At 40.2% G+C, this 20,206-nt stretch carries 19 protein-coding genes; 13 read left to right on the top strand and 6 right to left on the bottom strand.

Translation table 11 applies throughout. The annotated features are described in order from the left end of the window. Positions 1–158: 158 nt before the first annotated feature. The 5 genes from SJY37_RS05740 (at position 159) to SJY37_RS05720 (ending at position 6,193) form a co-directional block, all read left to right on the top strand. Complete coding sequence (locus tag SJY37_RS05740) at positions 159–470, top strand: hypothetical protein (protein ID WP_298322992.1); 312 nt, start codon at positions 159–161, stop codon at positions 468–470. Positions 471–595: 125 nt separating this feature from the next. Further along, on the top strand, positions 596–1,624 hold the full coding sequence (locus SJY37_RS05735) for a ligase-associated DNA damage response exonuclease (protein ID WP_298322996.1): 1,029 nt from the start codon (positions 596–598) through the stop codon (positions 1,622–1,624). Then, the gene (locus tag SJY37_RS05730) at positions 1,621–3,264 is read left to right on the top strand and encodes an ATP-dependent DNA ligase (protein WP_298322999.1); all 1,644 of its coding nucleotides are present in this window, start codon (positions 1,621–1,623) and stop codon (positions 3,262–3,264) included. Before SJY37_RS05735 ends, SJY37_RS05730 begins: the two co-directional genes overlap by 4 nt. 69 nt (positions 3,265–3,333) lie before the next feature. Continuing rightward, a complete protein-coding gene (locus SJY37_RS05725) occupies positions 3,334–3,660 on the top strand; it encodes a GIY-YIG nuclease family protein (protein ID WP_298323005.1) in 327 nt (108 codons plus the stop codon). Positions 3,661–3,721: 61 nt separating this feature from the next. Further along, positions 3,722–6,193 carry a ligase-associated DNA damage response DEXH box helicase gene (locus tag SJY37_RS05720; protein WP_298323008.1) on the top strand — a complete coding sequence of 824 codons (2,472 nt, stop codon included), beginning with the start codon at positions 3,722–3,724 and terminating at the stop codon, positions 6,191–6,193. A 20-nt stretch (positions 6,194–6,213) separates the two neighbouring features. On the opposite strand, the gene SJY37_RS05715 is transcribed toward SJY37_RS05720, so the two are convergent. Beyond that, positions 6,214–7,116: a histone deacetylase gene (locus tag SJY37_RS05715; protein ID WP_298323011.1), complete on the bottom strand. Its 903-nt coding sequence runs from the start codon at positions 7,114–7,116 to the stop codon at positions 6,214–6,216. Positions 7,117–7,509: 393 nt separating this feature from the next. On the opposite strand from SJY37_RS05715, the gene SJY37_RS05710 reads away from it, so the two are divergent. Further along, complete coding sequence (locus SJY37_RS05710; RefSeq protein WP_298323014.1) at positions 7,510–7,809, top strand: GIY-YIG nuclease family protein; 300 nt, start codon at positions 7,510–7,512, stop codon at positions 7,807–7,809. Between the two features lie 324 nt (positions 7,810–8,133). On the opposite strand, the gene SJY37_RS05705 is transcribed toward SJY37_RS05710, so the two are convergent. Next, positions 8,134–10,257 carry a Tex family protein gene (locus SJY37_RS05705; RefSeq protein ID WP_298323017.1) on the bottom strand — a complete coding sequence of 708 codons (2,124 nt, stop codon included), beginning with the start codon at positions 10,255–10,257 and terminating at the stop codon, positions 8,134–8,136. A gap of 4 nt (positions 10,258–10,261) precedes the next feature. Further along, positions 10,262–12,349 (bottom strand): methionine--tRNA ligase, encoded by a 2,088-nt coding sequence (gene metG / locus SJY37_RS05700; RefSeq protein ID WP_298323020.1) that lies wholly within the window; start codon positions 12,347–12,349, stop codon positions 10,262–10,264. Positions 12,350–12,690: 341 nt separating this feature from the next. On the opposite strand from metG, the gene SJY37_RS05695 reads away from it, so the two are divergent. The 3 genes from SJY37_RS05695 to SJY37_RS05685 are packed head-to-tail and all read left to right on the top strand — an operon-like array spanning position 12,691 to position 14,842. Next, complete coding sequence (locus SJY37_RS05695; RefSeq protein ID WP_298323023.1) at positions 12,691–13,590, top strand: LD-carboxypeptidase; 900 nt, start codon at positions 12,691–12,693, stop codon at positions 13,588–13,590. Beyond that, positions 13,583–14,467, top strand: a complete 885-nt coding sequence (locus tag SJY37_RS05690) for a hypothetical protein (RefSeq protein ID WP_298323026.1) — start codon at positions 13,583–13,585, stop codon at positions 14,465–14,467. The genes SJY37_RS05695 and SJY37_RS05690 overlap by 8 nt, the downstream gene beginning before the upstream one ends. 15 nt (positions 14,468–14,482) lie before the next feature. Further along, a complete protein-coding gene (locus tag SJY37_RS05685; protein WP_298323030.1) occupies positions 14,483–14,842 on the top strand; it encodes a YraN family protein in 360 nt (119 codons plus the stop codon). 14 nt (positions 14,843–14,856) lie between these two features. Here the strand turns inward: SJY37_RS05685 and SJY37_RS05680 are convergent, their stop codons facing one another. Next, a complete protein-coding gene (locus SJY37_RS05680; protein ID WP_298323032.1) occupies positions 14,857–15,681 on the bottom strand; it encodes a helix-turn-helix domain-containing protein in 825 nt (274 codons plus the stop codon). A 174-nt stretch (positions 15,682–15,855) separates the two neighbouring features. Next, positions 15,856–16,779 carry a LysR family transcriptional regulator gene (locus tag SJY37_RS05675; protein ID WP_298323035.1) on the bottom strand — a complete coding sequence of 308 codons (924 nt, stop codon included), beginning with the start codon at positions 16,777–16,779 and terminating at the stop codon, positions 15,856–15,858. An 87-nt stretch (positions 16,780–16,866) separates the two neighbouring features. Between SJY37_RS05675 and SJY37_RS05670 the strand changes: the two genes are divergently transcribed. The 4 genes from SJY37_RS05670 to SJY37_RS05655 all read left to right on the top strand — a co-directional run bounded on the left by SJY37_RS05670 (position 16,867) and on the right by SJY37_RS05655 (position 19,474). Next, positions 16,867–17,115, top strand: coding sequence for a hypothetical protein (locus SJY37_RS05670; protein ID WP_298323038.1), 249 nt, complete (start codon positions 16,867–16,869; stop codon positions 17,113–17,115). Positions 17,116–17,143: 28 nt separating this feature from the next. After that, positions 17,144–17,452, top strand: coding sequence for a hypothetical protein (locus SJY37_RS05665; protein ID WP_298323041.1), 309 nt, complete (start codon positions 17,144–17,146; stop codon positions 17,450–17,452). A gap of 34 nt (positions 17,453–17,486) precedes the next feature. Next, on the top strand, positions 17,487–18,449 hold the full coding sequence (locus SJY37_RS05660; protein ID WP_298323044.1) for a sodium-dependent bicarbonate transport family permease: 963 nt from the start codon (positions 17,487–17,489) through the stop codon (positions 18,447–18,449). A 140-nt stretch (positions 18,450–18,589) separates the two neighbouring features. Continuing rightward, positions 18,590–19,474 carry a YitT family protein gene (locus SJY37_RS05655; RefSeq protein ID WP_298323046.1) on the top strand — a complete coding sequence of 295 codons (885 nt, stop codon included), beginning with the start codon at positions 18,590–18,592 and terminating at the stop codon, positions 19,472–19,474. Between the two features lie 50 nt (positions 19,475–19,524). Here SJY37_RS05655 and SJY37_RS05650 read toward each other — a convergent pair whose 3' ends face one another. Beyond that, positions 19,525–20,205 (bottom strand): DUF2490 domain-containing protein, encoded by a 681-nt coding sequence (locus SJY37_RS05650; protein WP_298323048.1) that lies wholly within the window; start codon positions 20,203–20,205, stop codon positions 19,525–19,527. Between the last annotated feature and the right edge of the window lies 1 nt (position 20,206).

The following is a 20,206-nucleotide window of genomic DNA, read 5'->3' as shown; positions in this document are numbered from 1 at the left end:
TTAAGTAGTGCCTTATTAGAGAATGTTAATTTTTCATACCCTTAACATTCTCTCACAAACAATGGTTAATTAAAAATCGATAGGCTAAGACTAGCGCTATATTTATACTCAGTAAGCGACTATATCAGCTTACCGAAGCTAACTAAACCATCGATATTATGAAGACCATACTTATATTATTCAGCACTGTTTTATTAGGAATGAGCCCTTTTAAGACAACAGAGAATTCTAAAGAAGCATTTACAGAGCATCTTACATTTGACGCTTACGAGGGAGGATATTTCTTCTTTACTGATGGCGACAATGAGCCTAGAATTTTAGAAATTGATGCTACTACAAGTATTAATGGTAAGCTACTTACAAAGAATGATAATGTAGGTCTAGAATATTTAGTTCACTATAAAACCGTAGACAAATCTAAAGACAGCTCAAGTGATGGAATCATTCTTCATTTAGAACTAATTGAATAATAACTGACTTTAAAACACCTAAAAGCCTCTTGCAATAAAGAGGCTTTTTTATGCCCTAAAGTTTTCCTAAAAGCCTAATATAAAGGTATTCTGACTCGTATCTTTAAGTTGAAAAAGAAAATAGCTTGAAAAAACCACTTCTAGAATTTACAGATAAGGGCATCTATTGCCCACCCGCAAAGGTCTATCTCGACCCGTGGAAACCTGTAGATAAAGCTCTCATCACGCACGGCCACGCAGACCACAGTCGGTGGGGACATAAACAGTACATCACACACGAGAGCAATGTGCCTATTATTTCACATAGGTTAGGAGACATTAATGTTTCTGGAGTACGCTTTCGCGAAAGCGTAAACATCAACAATGTAAAATTCACCTTTCACCCAGCTGGTCACATTCCTGGATCTAGTCAGATACGTGTAGAACACAAGGACGAAGTGTGGGTGTTTACAGGAGATTATAAGACTGAAGTAGATGGTATCTCTCAACCCTACGAACCCGTAAAATGCGACACTTTCATCACCGAATGTACCTTTGGATTACCTGCCTTCAAGTGGACTCCACAAGCCGAAGTAATGCACGACATAAATACTTGGTGGGCGCAAAACAAAGCCGAAGGAAAGTGCTCTGTGCTTTTTGCTTACAGCTTAGGTAAAGCGCAACGGCTGCTCAAACATCTTGACCCGAGCATCGGTAAGATACTTACACACGGCGCTATAGAAAAAATGACAGAGGTACTGCGACCTATGATCGATATGCCAGCAACAGAATTAATCACTAGAGATACTAAAAAGGAAGATTTTAAAGGAAGTATCGTTCTAGCACCACCAGCCACTCACGGCAGTACGTGGATACGCAAGATGGTGCCATATGTAACTGCAAGCGCAAGCGGCTGGATGGCTTTTAGAGGAGCACGAAGACGCAGAGCTATTGACAAAGGCTTTGTGCTAAGTGATCACTGTGACTGGCCTAGCTTACTACAAAGTATAGAAGCTACAGGTGCAGAAAAAATTATCTGCACACACGGATATACAGATATTTTCTCGCGCTATTTACGTGGTCTGGGTTATGATGCTCGTACAGAAGAAACGCAATATGAAGGCGAACTAGCAGAAGGAGATGCAAAAAAAGAGGAGGAGGAAACTAGCGTATGAAACTATTTGCAGCACTCATAAAAACACTCGATTCCACAAACAAGACCAACGAAAAGGTTAAAGCACTTGCGCATTATTTTAAAGAAGCGCCAGATAAAGATAAGGTGTGGACGATTGCCATCTTATCGCACCGTCGCCCTCCACGACCTGTAAACACAACCTTACTTAGGGAATGGGCGAGCGAACTATCAAATATCCCATTATGGCTTTTTGAAGAAAGTTATCACATCGTGGGTGACCTAGCAGAAACGATTGCACTCGTTGTTCCCGCAGCAACAGCATCTTCTGAGAAGTCGCTTACTCAGTTTCTGGAAGAGATGATTTCGCTTAAGCGAAAAACGGATGAAGAGAAAAAGGAATACCTGTTTGATAACTGGGCAAATCTCAACTATTATGAACGTTTTGTATTTACTAAGCTTATTACCGGAGGATTTAGAATAGGCGTGAGTCAGAAGTTGATGACTCGTGCATTATCACAAGCAACAGCTATAGAAGAAGACGTGCTTGCCTATAAATTAATGGGCGACTGGAAACCGCAGACGGTTACCTTTCACGATCTGGTTATCGAAGAAGATGCAAGTCAAGAGTTTTCAAGACCATATCCATTTTATCTTGCTTATGCAGTTGAAGATGAACCTTCGGCGCTGGGTGATGTGACTGACTTTCTTGCCGAACATAAGTGGGATGGTATACGCTCACAAACCATCTTTCGTAATGGGGAGATTTTTATCTGGAGTCGCGGTGAAGAGCTAGTTACAGATAAGTACCCAGAACTAGAGATTCTTAAAGAATATATACCAGACGGAACCGTCATAGATGGTGAGTTACTGCCTTTTTATGATGGGCAGATTGGCACATTTAACGACTTACAAGCGCGTATTGGGCGTAAGACGGTGAGCAAGAAAATGCTCAAAGAAGTGCCTGTAATTATCAAGGCTTATGACATTTTAGAATGGGAAGGAAAAGACTTGCGTGATACCGCTTTCGCGAAAAGAAGAATAATCCTCGAATCGTTATATCGCAATATCACAGATAAAGGTCTGCCTATAGGGATTTCTGAAACAATTGAGTTTGATAGTTGGGAAGCAATGGCACAAGAAAGAGACCGTAGCAGAGAGATGCGCTCGGAAGGATTAATGATTAAGCGTAAAAACAGTCCGTATCGCGTAGGTAGAAAAAAAGGCGACTGGTGGAAATGGAAAGTAGATCCGCTCACTATTGACGCAGTACTCACCTATGCAATGCGTGGTCACGGTAGACGAAGTAATTTATTTACAGATTACACCTTCGGTTTATGGAATGAAGATAAAACCGAGCTCGTTACTTTTGCAAAAGCCTACTCAGGCCTCACAGATGCCGAGTTTAGAAAAGTAGATAACTGGATTAAAAAAAACACGTTAGAGCGTTTTGGACCTGTACGATCTGTAACGCCTCATCACGTGTTTGAAATTGCCTTTGAAGGTATAGCGTTATCCAAAAGACATAAAAGTGGTATAGCCACGCGCTTCCCAAGAATGCTACGCTGGCGATACGACAAGAAGATAGAAGATGCAAATACACTAGAGGATTTGAAAGGGATGATTCCGAGCAACGAGGCCGAAGGGCAAGTTGTGAAGGAATCTCTTCCGCCCACAAAATAATGATGCTAGAAAGCAACATATAAATCTCCGCATAAGAGTAAGAACATTCGCAATATCAACTTCATTAAGATGCCATATTACACTTACATACTAACTAATAAGAATAAAACTGTTCTTTATGTAGGAGCGACTCGCAATCTTAAAATACGAATGGTTCAACATAAGACTAAATATTACCCCAAGTCTTTTAGCGCGCAATACAATTGCTACAACTTGATGTACTACGAATTATTTGAAACGCATAATGAAGCTCTCGCAAGAGAAAAGCAGTTAAAATCTGGAAATAGAAAACGGAAAATTTCATTAATCGAAAGTAAAAATCCTGACTGGTTAGATTTGGCAAGTTCCTACGCTTCGCTTGGAAGTGAAGATTATTTAATAAAAGAAATATGGTAAAAGGTGTATTTGGTTTGGTGGTTATTGGATTGCAACAGATTACTTCGCTACACTCGTAATTATGAATAATAAGCAACTATTCGATATCGCAAATAACTGGTTTCAGTCGAAAGACTGGAAACCTTTTCCGTTTCAAAAACAAACGTGGAAGGCGTTTCTGGCGGGTAAAAATGGATTGCTTAATGCGCCTACGGGTAGTGGTAAGACGTATGCACTTTGGTTTCCGGTAGTTCTTAATTACATCAAGAAAAATCCTGATTACAAGACCAAACATAAAAAAGGACTAAAGGCCATTTGGATCACTCCGCTGCGCTCGCTTTCTAATGAGATTGAGCTTTCGGCTTCTCGTATCACACAAGATCTCGGCACACAGATGACGGTGGGAATACGCAATGGAGATACTCCACAATCTGAACGTGCCAAGCAAAAGCGTTCTATGCCAGACTTGCTAATTACTACCCCAGAAAGTTTGATGCTTTTGATTGCCTCAAAAGGGTATGAGAAAGTTTTTAAAAATTGCTCAGCTGTAATAGTAGATGAGTGGCACGAATTACTAGGTACAAAAAGAGGTGTACAGATGGAACTCGCCTTGAGCCGATTGAAAACTGTCGCTTCAGATATGCGTATTTGGGGAATTTCGGCAACGATTGGGAATCTAGAGCAAGCTCGAGAAGTATTGCTGGGTTATGAGAGTAACGCTTTTCGCGAAAGCGTAATTATCAAAGCAAACATCAACAAAAAAATTACTGTCAAGTCTATCATTCCAGACGAGATGGAAACCTTTCCTTGGCGTGGTCATTTGGGATTGCATTTGCTGGAATACGTCGTACCCATTATCAACAATAGCAAGACGACCTTACTGTTTACGAACACGCGAAGTCAGTGTGAAATTTGGTTTCAGCGTATTCTTGCGGCACATCCTGAGTATGCTGGAGAGATTGCAATGCACCACGGGAGTATCAATAAAGAGACGCGTACTTGGGTTGAGGGCGCCATTCGGAATGGCTCTCTCAAGGCGGTAGTTTGTACCTCTAGCCTTGATCTCGGAGTAGACTTTGCGCCTGTTGAAACCATTATCCAAATAGGCGGCCCAAAGGGTGTCGCTCGCTTTTTACAACGTGCTGGGCGATCTGGTCACAGCCCTGGTAAGGAGAGTGTGATTTACTTTTTGCCTACACACGCCATAGAGCTGGTAGAAGCCTCTGCTTTGCAGCGCGCCGTTAAGGAAAACACGGTAGAAGATAGAATTCCGTATCTCAATAGTTTTGACGTACTGATTCAATATCTCGTGACGCTAGCCGTGTCTGACGGATTTTTACCCGAAGATATCTGGCCAGAGATACAGACTACGTTTTGCTTTCAAGCAATGACAAAAGAGCAATGGGAATGGTGTCTTAATTTTATGACAATGGGTGCACAATCCCTGCAAGCTTATGATGAGTATAAGAAAGTGGAGATTCTTGAGGACGGCAGATTTAAAGTGAATTCTCGTATGGTGGCAATGCGCCATCGCCTGCAAATAGGGACGATTGTGAGCGATGCAAATCTTGTAGTCAAATATCAAAAAGGTGGTTACATAGGCACTATTGAGGAGTTTTTCATCAGTAAGTTAACGCGTGGTGATGTGTTTACTTTTGCTGGTCGCAACCTAGAATTTATCCGTATTAAAAATATGGAAGTGCACGTGCGCAACAGCTCAAAGAAAACTAACAAAGTCCCCTCATGGATGGGCGGCCGACTTACCTTAAGCAGCCAGATGTCGCAGCTGTTAAGGGAGGAACTTTATACTGGGAATTCGCTTTCGCGAAAGCGGTCTCTAGAGATTAATGCACTAGAGCACATTTTTAGACAGCAAAAGGTAGAGAGCATCATCCCGAGTGATGAGCAACTGCTTATTGAGACTTTTAAAACGCGCGATGGCTATCATCACGTATTTTACCCTTTTGAAGGTCGTTTTGTGCACGAGGCTATGGGAAGTTTACTTGGGTATCGCCTTAGCCTGCTAGACCCTATCACCTTCTCTCTTGCCTTTAATGACTACGGTTTTGAGCTACTTTCAGACCAACCTATAGACATACAGCAGCTACTAGATAACGACCTATTTACGACGGCATATATGCACGACGACTTGCAAAATAGTCTCAATGCTACGGAGATGGCCAGGCGAAAATTTAGAGATATTGCCGTGATTTCTGGGCTTGTTTTTACTGGTTTCCCAAATAAACAAATCAAACAAAAACACCTGCAAAGTAGTAGTCAGCTGTTTTTTGATGTGTTCCGTGATTATGAGGCAGATAATTTATTATTTCAGCAAGCATTTACAGAGACTTTTGAACACCAGCTAGAAGAAGGTCGATTGCAGCAAGCGCTTGACCGTATAGAGACGCAAGAAATTGTCTGGATGGATTGCGAGCAACCTACGCCTTTATCTTTTCCAATAATTACAGACCGCTTACGCGAAAAATTGAGCAGCGAAAAACTAGCCGATAGAATCAAGAAAATGACTGCGAAGTTGATGCGGAAAAAGAAATAATAGCCCTACGAAAGATTGTACTAAAAGTAAATATCTTGTGCCGTTCTAAAGGTATTTGCGTGTGCGTCAATTATCACTTTTATATCTGGAGAATAGCCGCCGCCCATACTACATTGTACAGGAATTTTTAAATCGTGACAGATTTGTAACACAAACCGATCGCGCTCTTTACAACCTTCTATACTACACCCCAATTTACCCAGTTTGTCACTCGCTAAAATATCGACTCCGCATAGATAGAAGATGAAATCTGGTTGTTGTTCTTTAATGAGATTTGGTAATGTTTTTTTTAGAATATCGAGATACTCCGCATCGCCTGTATCGGTCTCTAAGGCAATATCAAGATCTGAGATTTCTTTTCTAAAAGGATAGTTTGCCTTACCGTGCATAGAAAACGTAAACACCGAATCATCACCCGCAAAAATCTCTGCCGTTCCATTACCTTGATGAACATCGAGGTCTACAATGAGAATCTTCTTTGCAAGCTTAGTTGCTTGTAAATATCGCGCAGCAATCGCTTGGTCGTTGAGAAGACAAAATGCCTCTCCGTGATCTGTATAAGCGTGGTGTGTACCACCAGCAATATTCATCGCAATACCATTTTCTAGCGCGTAGTGACACCCATCAATGGTGCCTTGAGTGATGATTAATTCGCGATCTACAAGTTCTTGTGAGAGCGGAAAACCGGTTTTTCGCTGTGCTCTAGGATCGATAGCTAGCTCTTTGAGATTCTCTACATATTCTGTAGTATGACATCGCAAAATATGCTCGTGAGCTACTTGTGTAGGCTCGAAGAAATTATTTGTATCACACGTACCTTCATATACTAACTGCTTAGGAAGCAAATCATACTTCTCCATAGGGAAGCGATGCCCCTCCGGCAATGGGTGTTTGTAAATGGGGTGGAATGCGATTTTGAGCATTAAGTATATTATGATGAGTATACAAATATACAATCACTCGTCATTTCGAGCTTGCCGAGAAATCGCATAGGAGTAAGTACATAAAAAAAGGAAAGTGAGGAGCTACTCGTGTGATCTCTCCTATTGTCGAGATGACACCCATTCGTCATTTCGAGCCTGCCGAGAAATCTCATAGGAGTAAGCACATAAAAAAAGAAAGTGAGGAGCTACTCGTGTGATCTCTCCTATTGTCGAGATGACAATCGCTCGTCATTTCGAGCCTGCCGAGAAATCGCATAGGAGTGAGAACATAACAAAAGAAAGTGAGGAACTACTCGTGTGACCTCTCGACACGCTCGAGGTGACAAGAATGCTTTCTTGCAAATACACTATATTTATGATTTACAATCTATTATGTTTACCAATTTCTACATCTACATAACTACAAACCAATACCGAACGACTGTATATATAGGCGTAACAAACGATATACAAAGAAGAATTGGTCAGCACTATTTTGACTCTCAAAATGAGAAAAAATCATTTGCTGGTAAGTACAATTGTTATGAGCTCGTCTACTATGAAGGTTTTCAATATGCAAAAGATGCTATTGCTAGAGAGAAACAGTTAAAGAAGTGGAGTAGAAAAAAGAAAAACGACCTTATAGAAACTGTTAATCCTAAATGGGAGAGTTTAAATAATGAAGTGTTTTAAAGAGTAAATTCTTAGTTTCTCGTGTGATCTCTCCTAACGTCGAGATGACAATCACTCGTCATTTCGAGCCTGTCGAGAAATCTCATAGGAGTAAGCGCATAAAAATCTAGTCGTGTGACCTCTCGACAAGCTCGAGGTGACTAGGACTATGTCGCGAACAATCAAGTTTTCCGCAGCCTGTATTCTTGAGCTACTCGTGTGATCTCTCCTAACGTCGAGATGACAATCCCTCGTCATTTCGAGCTTGCCGAGAAATCGCATATGAGTAAGTGCTAAAAAAAGCTACTTGTGTGACCTCTCGACACGCTCGAGATGATAACACCCTTACTTCTCCAACTTCAATTGTATCCTCTTTCTTGCAATATCTACTTCCAGTACTTTTACAATCACCTGCTGTTGTAAACTTACGTGTGCACTTACATCACTCACAAAACCATCTGCCAAGTTTGAGATGTGTATGAGTCCACTTTCCTTAATGCCAATGTCTACAAAGGCTCCAAAAGCGGTTACATTATTTACAATCCCTGGTAGCAATTGACCTGGCTGTACATCTTCTATGGTGCGTATATTTTGATTAAAAGTAAACACCTTCGCCTTTTCTCTAATGTCAAGGCCAGGCTTTTCTAGTTCGCTTATAATATCAGTGAGTGTAGGAAGTCCTACCTCATCGGTTACATATTTTTGAAGATCTATCGATTTAAGAAGGCTTGTATTTCCTATCATTTCGGCGACAGAGACTTTTTGATCTTTGGCGATGCTCGCAACCAACTTGTATCTCTCCGGATGTACAGACGAGTTATCCAGCGGATTTTCGGCGCCAGTGATTCTTAAGAAACCTGCGGCTTGTACAAATGCTTTACCTCCCAGACGTGGTACCTTTTTTATCTCTTGACGTGTTTTAAAGGGTCCTTCGCTTTCGCGAAAGCGTACTACGCCTTCAGCAAGTTTTGGTCCAATACCTGACACATAACTCAATAGCGGTGCACTAGCAGTATTTATATTGACACCCACGGCATTTACACAGTTTTCTACCGTTTGATCTAGTGATTTTTGAAGTGCGGTCTGATCTACATCGTGCTGATATTGCCCGACGCCAATTGACTTTGCATCTATCTTCACCAGCTCTGCCAGTGGGTCTTGCAACCTACGACCTATAGAAACTGCGCCGCGAACTGTCACATCATAATTAGGAAACTCATCGCGGGCAATCTTACTTGCACTGTAAATAGAAGCCCCTGCCTCACTCACTACAAAAACCTCCATCGCATTCTTAAAGTGAATGCGTTTTACAAGCCTCTCTGTCTCGCGGGAAGCCGTACCGTTACCGATGGCGATTGCTTCAATTTTATAAGCATCTGTAAGACTAGAGATTTTCTTTATAGCACCTGTATCATCATTTTTTGGTGCGTGTGGGTAGATGGTTTCATTATGTAACAACTGTCCCTGTGCATCAAGGCACACCAGTTTACAACCTGTTCTAAAACCTGGGTCTAGTGCAAGAATACGCTTCTCACCTAGCGGCGAACCAAGGAGTAATTGTTTTAAATTTTTTGCAAAAACTTGAATAGCAGTTTCATCTGCTGTTTTCTTTGCTTCTGAGAGACTCTGATTGCTCAATGCAGGAAATAATAGTCGCTTGTAGGCGTCTTTTAGGGCTATCTCAATCTGTGTAGCGCTATCTCCACGAGAGCGTATGAGTTTGCGTTCTATTTTATCAAGCGCTCGCTCATCATCAATGACAACTTTCACACGAATGTAACCTTCATTTTCGGCTCTTAAAATAGCGAGGAGCCTATGCGAAGGACAGCGGCTTAGTGACTCTGACCAGTCAAAATAATCACGGAATTTCTGAGCTTTCTCATCGTTTGCCATTTTCTTAACCACTTTGGTCTCTATCGTGGCAAAACATTTTAACTGCTCGCGTATATTATTACGTATATCTGCACGCTCATTAATCCACTCGGCTATAATGTGACGTGCTCCTTCTAGCGCACTTTGTGCATCTGGAACCTCCTTATTAGTATATCGATGCGCTAGTCCTTCTGGGTCTTGCGCATTTTGAGACATAATGATTTTGGCAAGTGGTTCTAGTCCGTTTACACGTGCTGTCTCTGCCTTCGTTTTATGCTTTTTCTTGTACGGTAGATACAAGTCTTCTAGGGTAGTAAGATCTTGCGTTTTTTCAATCTTATTTTTGAGTTCGCTAGTAAGAACGTCTTGCTCTTCTAGTGATTTAAGAATTGATTTTTTACGTTTTTCTAAAGTCTCAAACTGCTCTTTGAGTTCGATAATCTTTCCAATCTCCACCTCATCTAGCCCACCCGTCGCTTCCTTTCGGTAGCGAGCAATAAATGGAAGTGTGCAGTCTTCTGATAGGAGTTTTAGGGTTGCCTTTACAGCTTTTTCTGATAAGCCTGAGCTTTTGATTACGTATTGTAAAACCTCCACACGCTTAACTTATAATATTCCCATTACTCACCCCATCCGTATCAGGGTTTACAAAAACCAATTTCCCACTAGCATCCTCGGTCATTAAAATCATTCCTTCACTTTCTACACCGCGTAGTGCTCTAGGAGCCAGGTTTACAAGTACGGTTACTTGCTTCCCAATTACTTCTTCTGGAGTAAAGCTCTCTGCGATACCAGAAACGATGGTACGCACATCTATACCTGTATCTACTTTTAAGATGAGGAGTTTCTTCGTTTTCTTCATCTTTTCTGCTTCGATGATGGTACCTACTCGCATATCGAGTTTTGTAAAATCGTCAAAGTTAATAAGCTCTTTTTGTGGCTCTACTACCGCATTTTCGGCAGCAGCTTCTGCTTCATTTGCAGCTTTACTTGCTTCTAGTTTATCTAGTTGAATCTGGATTTGACTGTCTTCTATTTTTGAGAAGAGCAATTGAGATTCATTGATTGTGTGTCCAGCTGGTAATAACACTTCTTTTGAAGTGATGTCACTCCACTGTAATGCATTCTCAACATCACTAGCAGGAAGGTCAAGAATATTTTTAAGCGTTACACTTGTATGTGGTAATAACGGCTCACTTAATATAGCAAGTGCTGTAGCAATTTGTAAAGCCACATACATTACTGTTTTAGTACGCTCCTCGTCAGTTTTGATAGTCTTCCACGGCTCTTCGTCTGCTAGGTATTTATTTCCTAGGCGAGCGAGATTCATGAATTCTGTTTGGCTTTCGCGAAAGCGGTATTTTTCTATACTGCTACCTATCACTGCTGGATATGCTTTTATGGCATCTAGCACTTCTTTATCTAGCTCATTAAAAGCTTCAGGCGCAGGCACAACACCTCCATAATACTTATGTGTAAGCACCGTCACGCGATTAATTAAATTACCAAAAATCGCTACGAGTTCGCTATTATTTCTAGTTTGGAAATCTTTCCAAGTAAAGTCATTATCCTTAGATTCTGGGGCATTTGCGGTAAGTACATAACGCAACACATCCTGTTGATCTGGAAATTCTTCCAAATATTCATGTAGCCATACTGCCCAATTTTTTGACGTAGAAAGCTTGCGACCTTCTAGGTTTAAAAACTCATTTGCAGGTACGTTATCTGGTAAAATATACTCACCGTGACCTTTGAGCATGGCAGGGAAAATCAAACAGTGAAAAACGATATTATCCTTCCCAATGAAGTGAAGTAATTTTGTGTTTTCATCCTTCCAGTACGGCTCCCAATCTTTACCCTCACGTGCTGCCCACTCCTTTGTAGAAGAGATATAGCCAATAGGCGCATCAAACCAAACGTACAATACCTTGCCCTCTGCTCCTTCTACTGGCACAGGGATTCCCCAGTCTAGATCGCGAGTTACGGCACGAGGACGTAGTCCATCATCTATCCATGATTTACACTGTCCGTATACGTTAGTTTTCCAGTCTTTTTTATGTCCTTTTATGATCCACTCCTTAAAGAAGTCATTGTATTGATCTAGTGGTAAAAACCAGTGTTTTGTTTCCTTAAGTGTAGGTACAGCTCCCGTAATCGCACTCTTAGGATTAATTAAATCTGTTGCGTTGTGCGACGTACCACAACTCTCACACTGATCTCCGTAAGCCTCTTCAAAACCACACTTAGGGCAAGTTCCCGTCACAAAACGGTCTGCAAGAAACTGGTTTGCCTCTGCATCATACAACTGCTCGTTTGTTTCTTCTATAAACTTTCCTTGATCGTACATGTTCTTAAAAAACTCAGACGCCGTATCGTGATGAATTTTTGCAGAGGTACGCGAGTAGTTGTCAAAAGTGATCCCAAAATCTTCAAAAGATTTTTTGATAATTGCATTGTACTTATCTACAATATCTTGCGGGGTTACCCCTTCCTTTTTTGCTTTTATTGTAATAGGCACTCCATGCTCATCACTTCCACATATAAAAGCAACATCTGCTCCCTGCATACGCTGGTAACGCGCATAAATATCTGCCGGAACATACACTCCTGCAAGGTGGCCTATGTGTATAGGTCCGTTAGTATACGGCAATGCCGCTGTAATTGTATATCGTTGTGGATTCTGAGACATATTGTGTTCTTTAAGAAGCGACAAAAATAAAGAAAAACAAGCAAGGAGTATCTATAAAGTATTCTAGCTTTAACTCGGTATTGTTATGCTAGGAGCGCTGCAGTAGTTGTAATAAGCAGCTGCCTCTTCCCGCTATTCATTACAATTCCTCACCACGCTAGCGCTAGGTTGCGGGATTTTCATTGCTATCGGGGCTATGGAGCATGGTTTAGGAGTTATAAGCACCTCTCAAATCACCTTGTTTTAAGATAATAAGTAATTAACCTTTTCATCAAATTACCAGATAGTTTAAAATCCAAACTGCCGTTAAGTTAGTATATTGAGGTGTGAAAAATACACTAATGATTACACCTCCTTATCTTGTACAAGGCGACAAAGTCGCAATCGTTGCTACGGCACGTAAAATTTCTAAAAGAGAGCTAGAAGAAGGCATTGCTTTGCTTAAAAGCTGGGGCTTAGTTCCCGTATTGGGCAGCACCATTGGGCTAGAAGACAATCAGTATGCTGGCACAGATTTTCAGAGAGCACAAGACTTTCAGCAAATGCTGGATAATACGGAGATTAAAGCTATCTGGTGTGCTCGTGGTGGCTACGGGACGGTGCGCATAGTAGATGATCTAGATTTTTACAAGTTTGTCAAGTATCCCAAGTGGATTGTGGGCTACTCTGATGTGACAGTTTTACATAGTCACATTCACAAAATAGGGTTTAAAACGATACATGCCACCATGCCTGTATCTCTTGATGACAATACCGCTTTCGCGAAAGCGTCATTAAAACAATCTCTTTTTGGCGAGCAACCTAACTTCGATTACAACACCACAAATAAGCTTAACAGACTAGGCACTGCAAAAGGGACGCTCGTAGGCGGAAACCTGTCTATACTTTACAGCCTTTGCGGAAGCAGCTCTGATCTTGATACGACTGATAAAATATTATTTATAGAAGACCTGGATGAGTACCTCTATCATATAGATAGAATGATTGTCAACCTAAAACGCAACGGAATGCTAGATCACTGTGTAGGTATGGTGGTGGGCGGCATGACTAAGATGCACGATAACAGAATCCCTTTCGGTAAAACGGCACAAGAGATTGTGCTAGATGCTATAAAGGAATGTGACTTCCCAGTAGCTTTCGACTTCCCTGCGGGACACGTAGATAATAATAACGCATTGAAGTTGGGGAGTGAGATTACCCTTGAAGTAACGGCAAATAAAGCAAGTATACGGTATGAATAGAATTCTCTCTATACTTATAATGATGTTTTTGTTTTCTTGTGTGGATAAACCTTCTTGCAATTTTATAAACTCCTACTATCAAGATGTTTATCAAGCAGAGCTGGCATTTTATGAAGAAGACTATCAGAAAGCACATGATCTTTTTAAAGGGGTAGAGGCGCGTTGTGGTCTATTAAACCAAACGCTCATACGAGAGCCAGAAATGATGGCAAAACTCTCAATCAAAGTGGGCGAACCGCAAAAAGCATTTCCATATATGGAGCGTATGCTTAAAGAAGGAATGAGCTTTGATACTTTTAAAAACAATGAAATATATAATATTCTCAAGGAATATGAAGAGTGGGATTATCTAGCGCGTAACGCAGCTTCCTATGAAGATGAGTTTAACGCAAATATTGACCAAGATTTAAGAGCAGAGATAATTGCAATGAACCGTCTTGATCAAGAAGTGAGACAACCTCCTATAGATTTTATAGAGATGGAGCGTGTAGATAGCATTCACCAAAAAAGAATAAAAGAGATTTTTAATCGATATGGCTATCCTTCAGCTCAACTTGTAGGCAAAGATAATTTTGATCAAGGTGAGCGTGTGGGCGTAAAAACACTATTTTTTCATTTTGACGATACCATATACTTTAAACCAGTACTTCTAAAAATGATTGAAGATGGCGAAGCTCCAGCAGACATATTAGGTAAAATGATTGACAGTCGACAGCGCTCGCGTGGTTCCTTTGATTATGGAATTTATGATAATGTCGATAGCACCAACATTCTTGATTTTAAAAATATTGACAAAAGACGTGTTGCTGTAGGTCTTGCTCCTTGGAAGTTAAAAAAACGAGTTGATGCGCTAAGACGAGCTTATTATGGATACTAATCATACAACTAAATTATGACCCCAAAAGAACTAGGCGAATATGGTGAAGAACTAGCAACCCTGCATTTAATAAAGCAGGGTTACACGATTCTTGAACGTAATTGGTTTTTTGGAAAAAATGAAGTCGACATTATCTGCCAGAAAGAAGAAGGCATCCTCGTTGTGGTAGAAGTAAAAGCACGTAATTCAGATTTCTTTGGCGATCCGCAGAGTTTTGTAAGTCCTGGAAAGCAGAAAACAATTGTCAAAGTAGCAAACGAGTATGTACTAGAAAATGACTTAGATGTCGAAGTACGTTTTGATATTATCGCAGTACTCAAAAACTCAAAGCAAGAACGCCTTGAGCATTTTGAGGATGCGTTTTACTTTTTTTAAAATGATAGTTCTTATTAACCTACTTGCTTTTTTATTGTCTCATACACTCTGAGAATAAGTGCGACATTTACAGCTTGTGCCAGTATACTTGCTGGTCCTGCTACAATAGCTAAAAATATAGTTAGCATCATAAAACCCAATACCATTTGTAAAATACCGGATGCTTGTGGCAACTGCCCTAAGCCTTTAAGCTTAAATAAACTATACCCAAAAAACATAGACATTACACCAAAAAACACTACGTACATAACACCATAAGCCTCCATAGGCATTACAACATAGTTCATATCAATAAGGGCATATCCTGCAAGAATAGCATTAATGATAATAAATAGCGTAGCAATTATTTTCAAAAAAGCGTTCTTAAATAAACTTCCAATAAGTATGAAAGTGCGCATAAATACTGAAAAGAAAATAATAGAAAGTATCCCAAGTATAATGGTAAAAACTCTTCCAAAGTAATAGGTACCCTCCGCTACAAAGTAAAAATCATCTACAAGTTCAAATACAAATGCGATCATACTTAATATTCCAGCAATCCAGCCTACGTGAAGTTGTGTAAAGAGATACGACACATCCCTACTTTCATCTATTTCAAAAAGCATTGCCTTTTTTACTTTGGTTTCAAAAATGGTGTCTTCTTGCAGGTCATCTAGATCTCTATCTAGCGCAGAGAGAATGGTTTTAATCGTATAAACACGTGGCATTGTTTCTCCAGCTTCTATGCGCTGTATAGTGCGCACAGAGATATTACATTGCGCTACAAGTTCTTCCTGCGTTAACCCCTTTTGCTGGCGCAGTTCTAAAATCTTTTGTCCTAATTCTGGTTGTTTCATCATAAATGTTTTGCCTTGTAATGATGCGCATCAAATGTACAAGAAGTTCTACACTGCAATAGTATGGCTCATTTATGATTTGTTTCATTTTTTGAGCAGTATTTAACCCGACATTTGCACGTCACTTCAGTAAACACAACGTTTTGCACGTTTTACGCTTTCGCGAAAGCGTACCTTTTAATATGTATCTAACCACCCAAAATGCTTCTCATTAAGCGCTGTTTTATGCTCCTCGAGGTAACTCACAAAGGCTTGTGCGGTGGGAGAAAGCTGCTTGCTTTTTTGCCAGATGAGATTCCAGTGTGTGGTGATAGGCAATCCTTTGCTGGGGATGATTTGAGCATCACCGCTCGTAAGTGCATTTTTAAGCCCCACTAGCGGGAGTATAGAAATTCCTATTCCAGAAATCACTGCTTGCTTTACCGCCTCGTTTGAGGTAAGCTCTATTTTTTTACGAGTAGGAAGTTGTCTGTCTGCAATATAATTTTCCATAGCTGCCCGTGTTGCAGATCCTTTTTCTCTATACACCACAGGTAGTTTATCAAAATCCTTTTTTGATATGGTTTTACCTGAGTACGTGTGCTGCCTACCTCCTACTAAAAATAGTTTGTTAGGGATGAGTCTCACTTTATCTATCGCGATATGATCTGGAACTACAGATACCAGTGCAAAATCTGTTTCGTTTTTTTCAAGATGACGCACCACTCTGGTCTTGTTTGTCACATCCATTTCTAGATCTACACCAGGATGCATATTCATAAAATCTGCGATATAATAAGGCATCAAATATTTACCTGTGGAGACGATGGATATCTTTAATTTACCCGACAGCTGACCTTGATAAGCCATCGTTTTGTAATTAATTGCATCTACTTCGGCAATTATTTTACGTGCTGCAGCTGCAATTTCTTCACCAAAATCTGTTACAAATAATTGCCTCCCCACAACCTCCGTAAGCGGAATAGGAAACTGATTTTGAAAGTTTTTAATCTGTATCGAGACCGCTGGCTGCGTGAGATGTAGCTCCTCTGCAGCTTTTGTGATGCTCCTAAATTCTGTGACCTTCAAGAAGACTTGAAGCTGGTGCAATGTATAATGCATTAAAATTATTTATGTAATTCATTATAAATATAAATAAAAATATATGAACTCTAGCCCACATCTTTGCACCATCAAAAACACAGAGATATGTTACACAAACTTAAAATGACCACATTTAACGCTCGTGAGTACTCCCAGAAAGAAGGCACTTCACAACCTGAAATACAATGGGCTTCCCTTTTTAAAACTATTCAAAAGGTAGTGCTTATAGCGATTCCCATCGTGGCCGTAGCGCTATCTGTCCTTAGTGATTTTCTCTTTTTTAAGGAAATAGCATCTGCTTCGTTTTTAATCTTACTCATCTCGTTTATCAAAATTGCTGGCGGAAAGTCATAATTCATTCACATTTTAAATACATACTATCATGAACACACAAACAACAGACTTACTCACAATGACAGATCAAAAAATCAACCTTATAGATGGAGTATTTACAGCAACCGAAGCTGGAGATATCTTACACGCAATGCTTGACAAGAAAATAAACTTTCACAAATTACAACGCTTAAGCCGCACAGAAGGCAACATAGGCGATGCATGTGAGTATGATAGCGGCCGCATCATCGAACTTATAGATGAGAAAGGAAAATTAAAAGACTTTTTAAATTCAGTGCGCGCAGATGGTAGCAAACTGGAAATAAAAAGTACCGTACAAATAAGTCTAAAAAAATAATTGCCTCTCCACAAACAACATCTAACCCATATATATGGACTTACATCTACTGGTTGATAACTTGACTAATCCTGCTCTCTTGTTTTTCTTTTTAGGATTACTAGCGGTACAACTCAAAAGTGACTTAGCCATACCGCCTAGTTCTTCAAAATTCATATCGCTATACCTTCTACTTTCTATTGGATTTAAAGGAGGGCAAGAGCTCGCCCACTCAGCGTTTAATATGGAGATTGTCTGGTCCTTAATTTTTGGAGTAGTCCTTGCTCTTTCAGTTCCCCTCTATGCGTTTTTTACGCTCAAAAAGCGCGTCGGAGTTCAAAATGCCGCAGCAATCGCTGCGGCTTACGGTTCCGTTAGCGCAGTGACATTTGTAACTACTGTAGCATATCTCGATATGGAGCAGATATCCTACAGTGGTTATATGGTCGCAGTTATGGCAATCATGGAGGCACCATCCATTATTATAGGTGTATTATTAATGATGGTCTTTACCGCAAACCGTGACAAGACAGTGTCTATGGGTAGTATTATTAAGCACTCCGTGACTAATGGGAGTGTACTATTAATTATAGGAAGTCTCGTCATAGGTTTTATGGCAAGCGATGCACAAGCACAAGGCATTGCACCTTTTACCACAGATATTTTTAAGGGATTTCTAGCTGTCTTTTTACTAGATATGGGAATCTCAAGTGGTAAAAAAATAGGAAGCCTCAAAGAGTATGGCGCTTTTCCTTATGTATTTGCAATCGCCGTCCCTATTGTAAATGGTATTATCGTGAGTTTACTAAGTGGTTTTATAACAGAATCTGTAGGTAACAGGTTGTTGTTTGCCATACTTGCAGCAAGTGCCTCTTATATTGCAGTCCCTGCCGCTATGAAACTCGCTGCACCTAAAGCAAACGAAGGTCTATACTTACCTATGGCACTTGCCATTACCTTTCCCTTTAACATCACACTGGGGATGCCGCTTTACCTCTGCATTATAAACTGGAGTTAATGATGTTTTGAGGTTGCGCTTTCGCGAAAGCGTACCTAAAACCAAAGCCATAGAGAATGAACGCTCCTAATGATTGTTCAATGCCGTTTTAAGTCTTAAAAAATGAAATAATGGCTACCTTAACGCAAAACCACCAAGGTATGACTGCTATATTAAAATCACTTTCTGAGTATGTACAAATTGCTATAGGTATTGCCCTCGCGAGTATAGGGCTCAAAGCCTTTTTACTGCCTAATGGTTTTCTGGATGGTGGAGCTACGGGTATCGCGATTTTATTAAGTAAAAAGTTAGATCTAGACATCTCCTTACTGCTCTTTATTGTGAGTATTCCGTTTCTTGTGTTGGGTTTTTATAAGCTTTCGCGAAATATTCTATTAAAAAGCACGGTGTCCATCTTAATACTAGCAGTGCTTATCGGGGTTGAGTCCTTCCCAGTAATTACTGAAGATAAGCTGCTTATTGCAATTTTTGGCGGTATGTTTTTAGGAGCTGGTATTGGCATCAGTATACGCAACGGTGCGGTACTTGACGGGTCTGAAATTCTAGGAATTTATGTATTTGATCTTTTTGGAATAAGCATAGGTAAGACCATTTTGGCTTTCAATATTATGCTATTTATTATCACTGCATTAGTACTTAGTGTAGAGGTCGCTCTGTATTCCATACTTACCTATATCGTGACAGCAAAGTTTATCGATTTTTTTATTGAGGGATTTGAAGATTTTATCGGTATTACTATCATATCACCGTCATCTGAAGAAATAGAACAAAAGATTCTTAAAGAACTAGGCACTGGTATCACCGTCTATAAAGCTGCTGCTGGTTATGGAAGTACAGGCCATAATAATGAACGCCGCGTGATACAAACCGTGATAAATCGTATACACCTGCGCAAAATACACAAACTCATAGACTCCTGCGATCCCGATGCTTTTATCGTAGAGTTTGACGTGAATAATGTGAAGGGAGGAGTTTTGAAAAGATATTTGAATCCTAAAAGTTCAAAAAAGCTGGCTAGTCTTTAGGGTTGTTTAATGGTGCGTTGTGCTATTTACGCTTTCGCGAAAGCGCAACACTACAAACTCAAGTAATATCCCAAATTTATCCAGAATCGATGATTTGCAGTAGCATCGAGAAATGAATCCATACGGTAGTCCACACCAATTTCAAGTTTATTTGCATCGTTTGCGAAATAGCCTAAAGTAGGAACAATCCTGACCTCGAGATCTGTTGCATCTCCTTGGGTAGAATACACATACTCATTTCCTAATTTTAAATACACTTCTCGTGGGTCAATAAATTCACCATTGAGCGATATATCTGAAGATAGTCTGTATCGCGCACGAAACTCAGCTTTCTGGTTAGCACTAAATGTTTGATCTGTACGGAAGCGATGTCCCAAGCGAAAACCAAAATAAGGGACGGTAAAAGAGTACTGTTGTATTGTGCGATGTATAAGTTTTTTATCGCGGAAACGAGCTAAATATCCTGCACCCACTTTTGCATCTACTCCTACAGTACGCGTGGCAACCGTGGTGACATCCAATAATGAGTAAAATACATCTGCATCATTATTACCCTTAAAATCACCTTCACTTAGTTCAAAACGAGGTGCAAATTCTACATTAATGTTCCACAGCTCATTGATTTTTTTACCAATATTTACTTCTGGAAGTATGCCAACTTCATACAGCGATTGCCCGTAAAGCAAGGTACTTACAGAAAACATTAGGATAAAGAATGTGAATTTAAACATA

Source organism: Dokdonia sp. R78006, from assembly GCF_042466145.1.
GTDB lineage: Bacteria > Bacteroidota > Bacteroidia > Flavobacteriales > Flavobacteriaceae > Dokdonia.
This window is presented reverse-complemented; position numbering and strand designations above follow the sequence as displayed.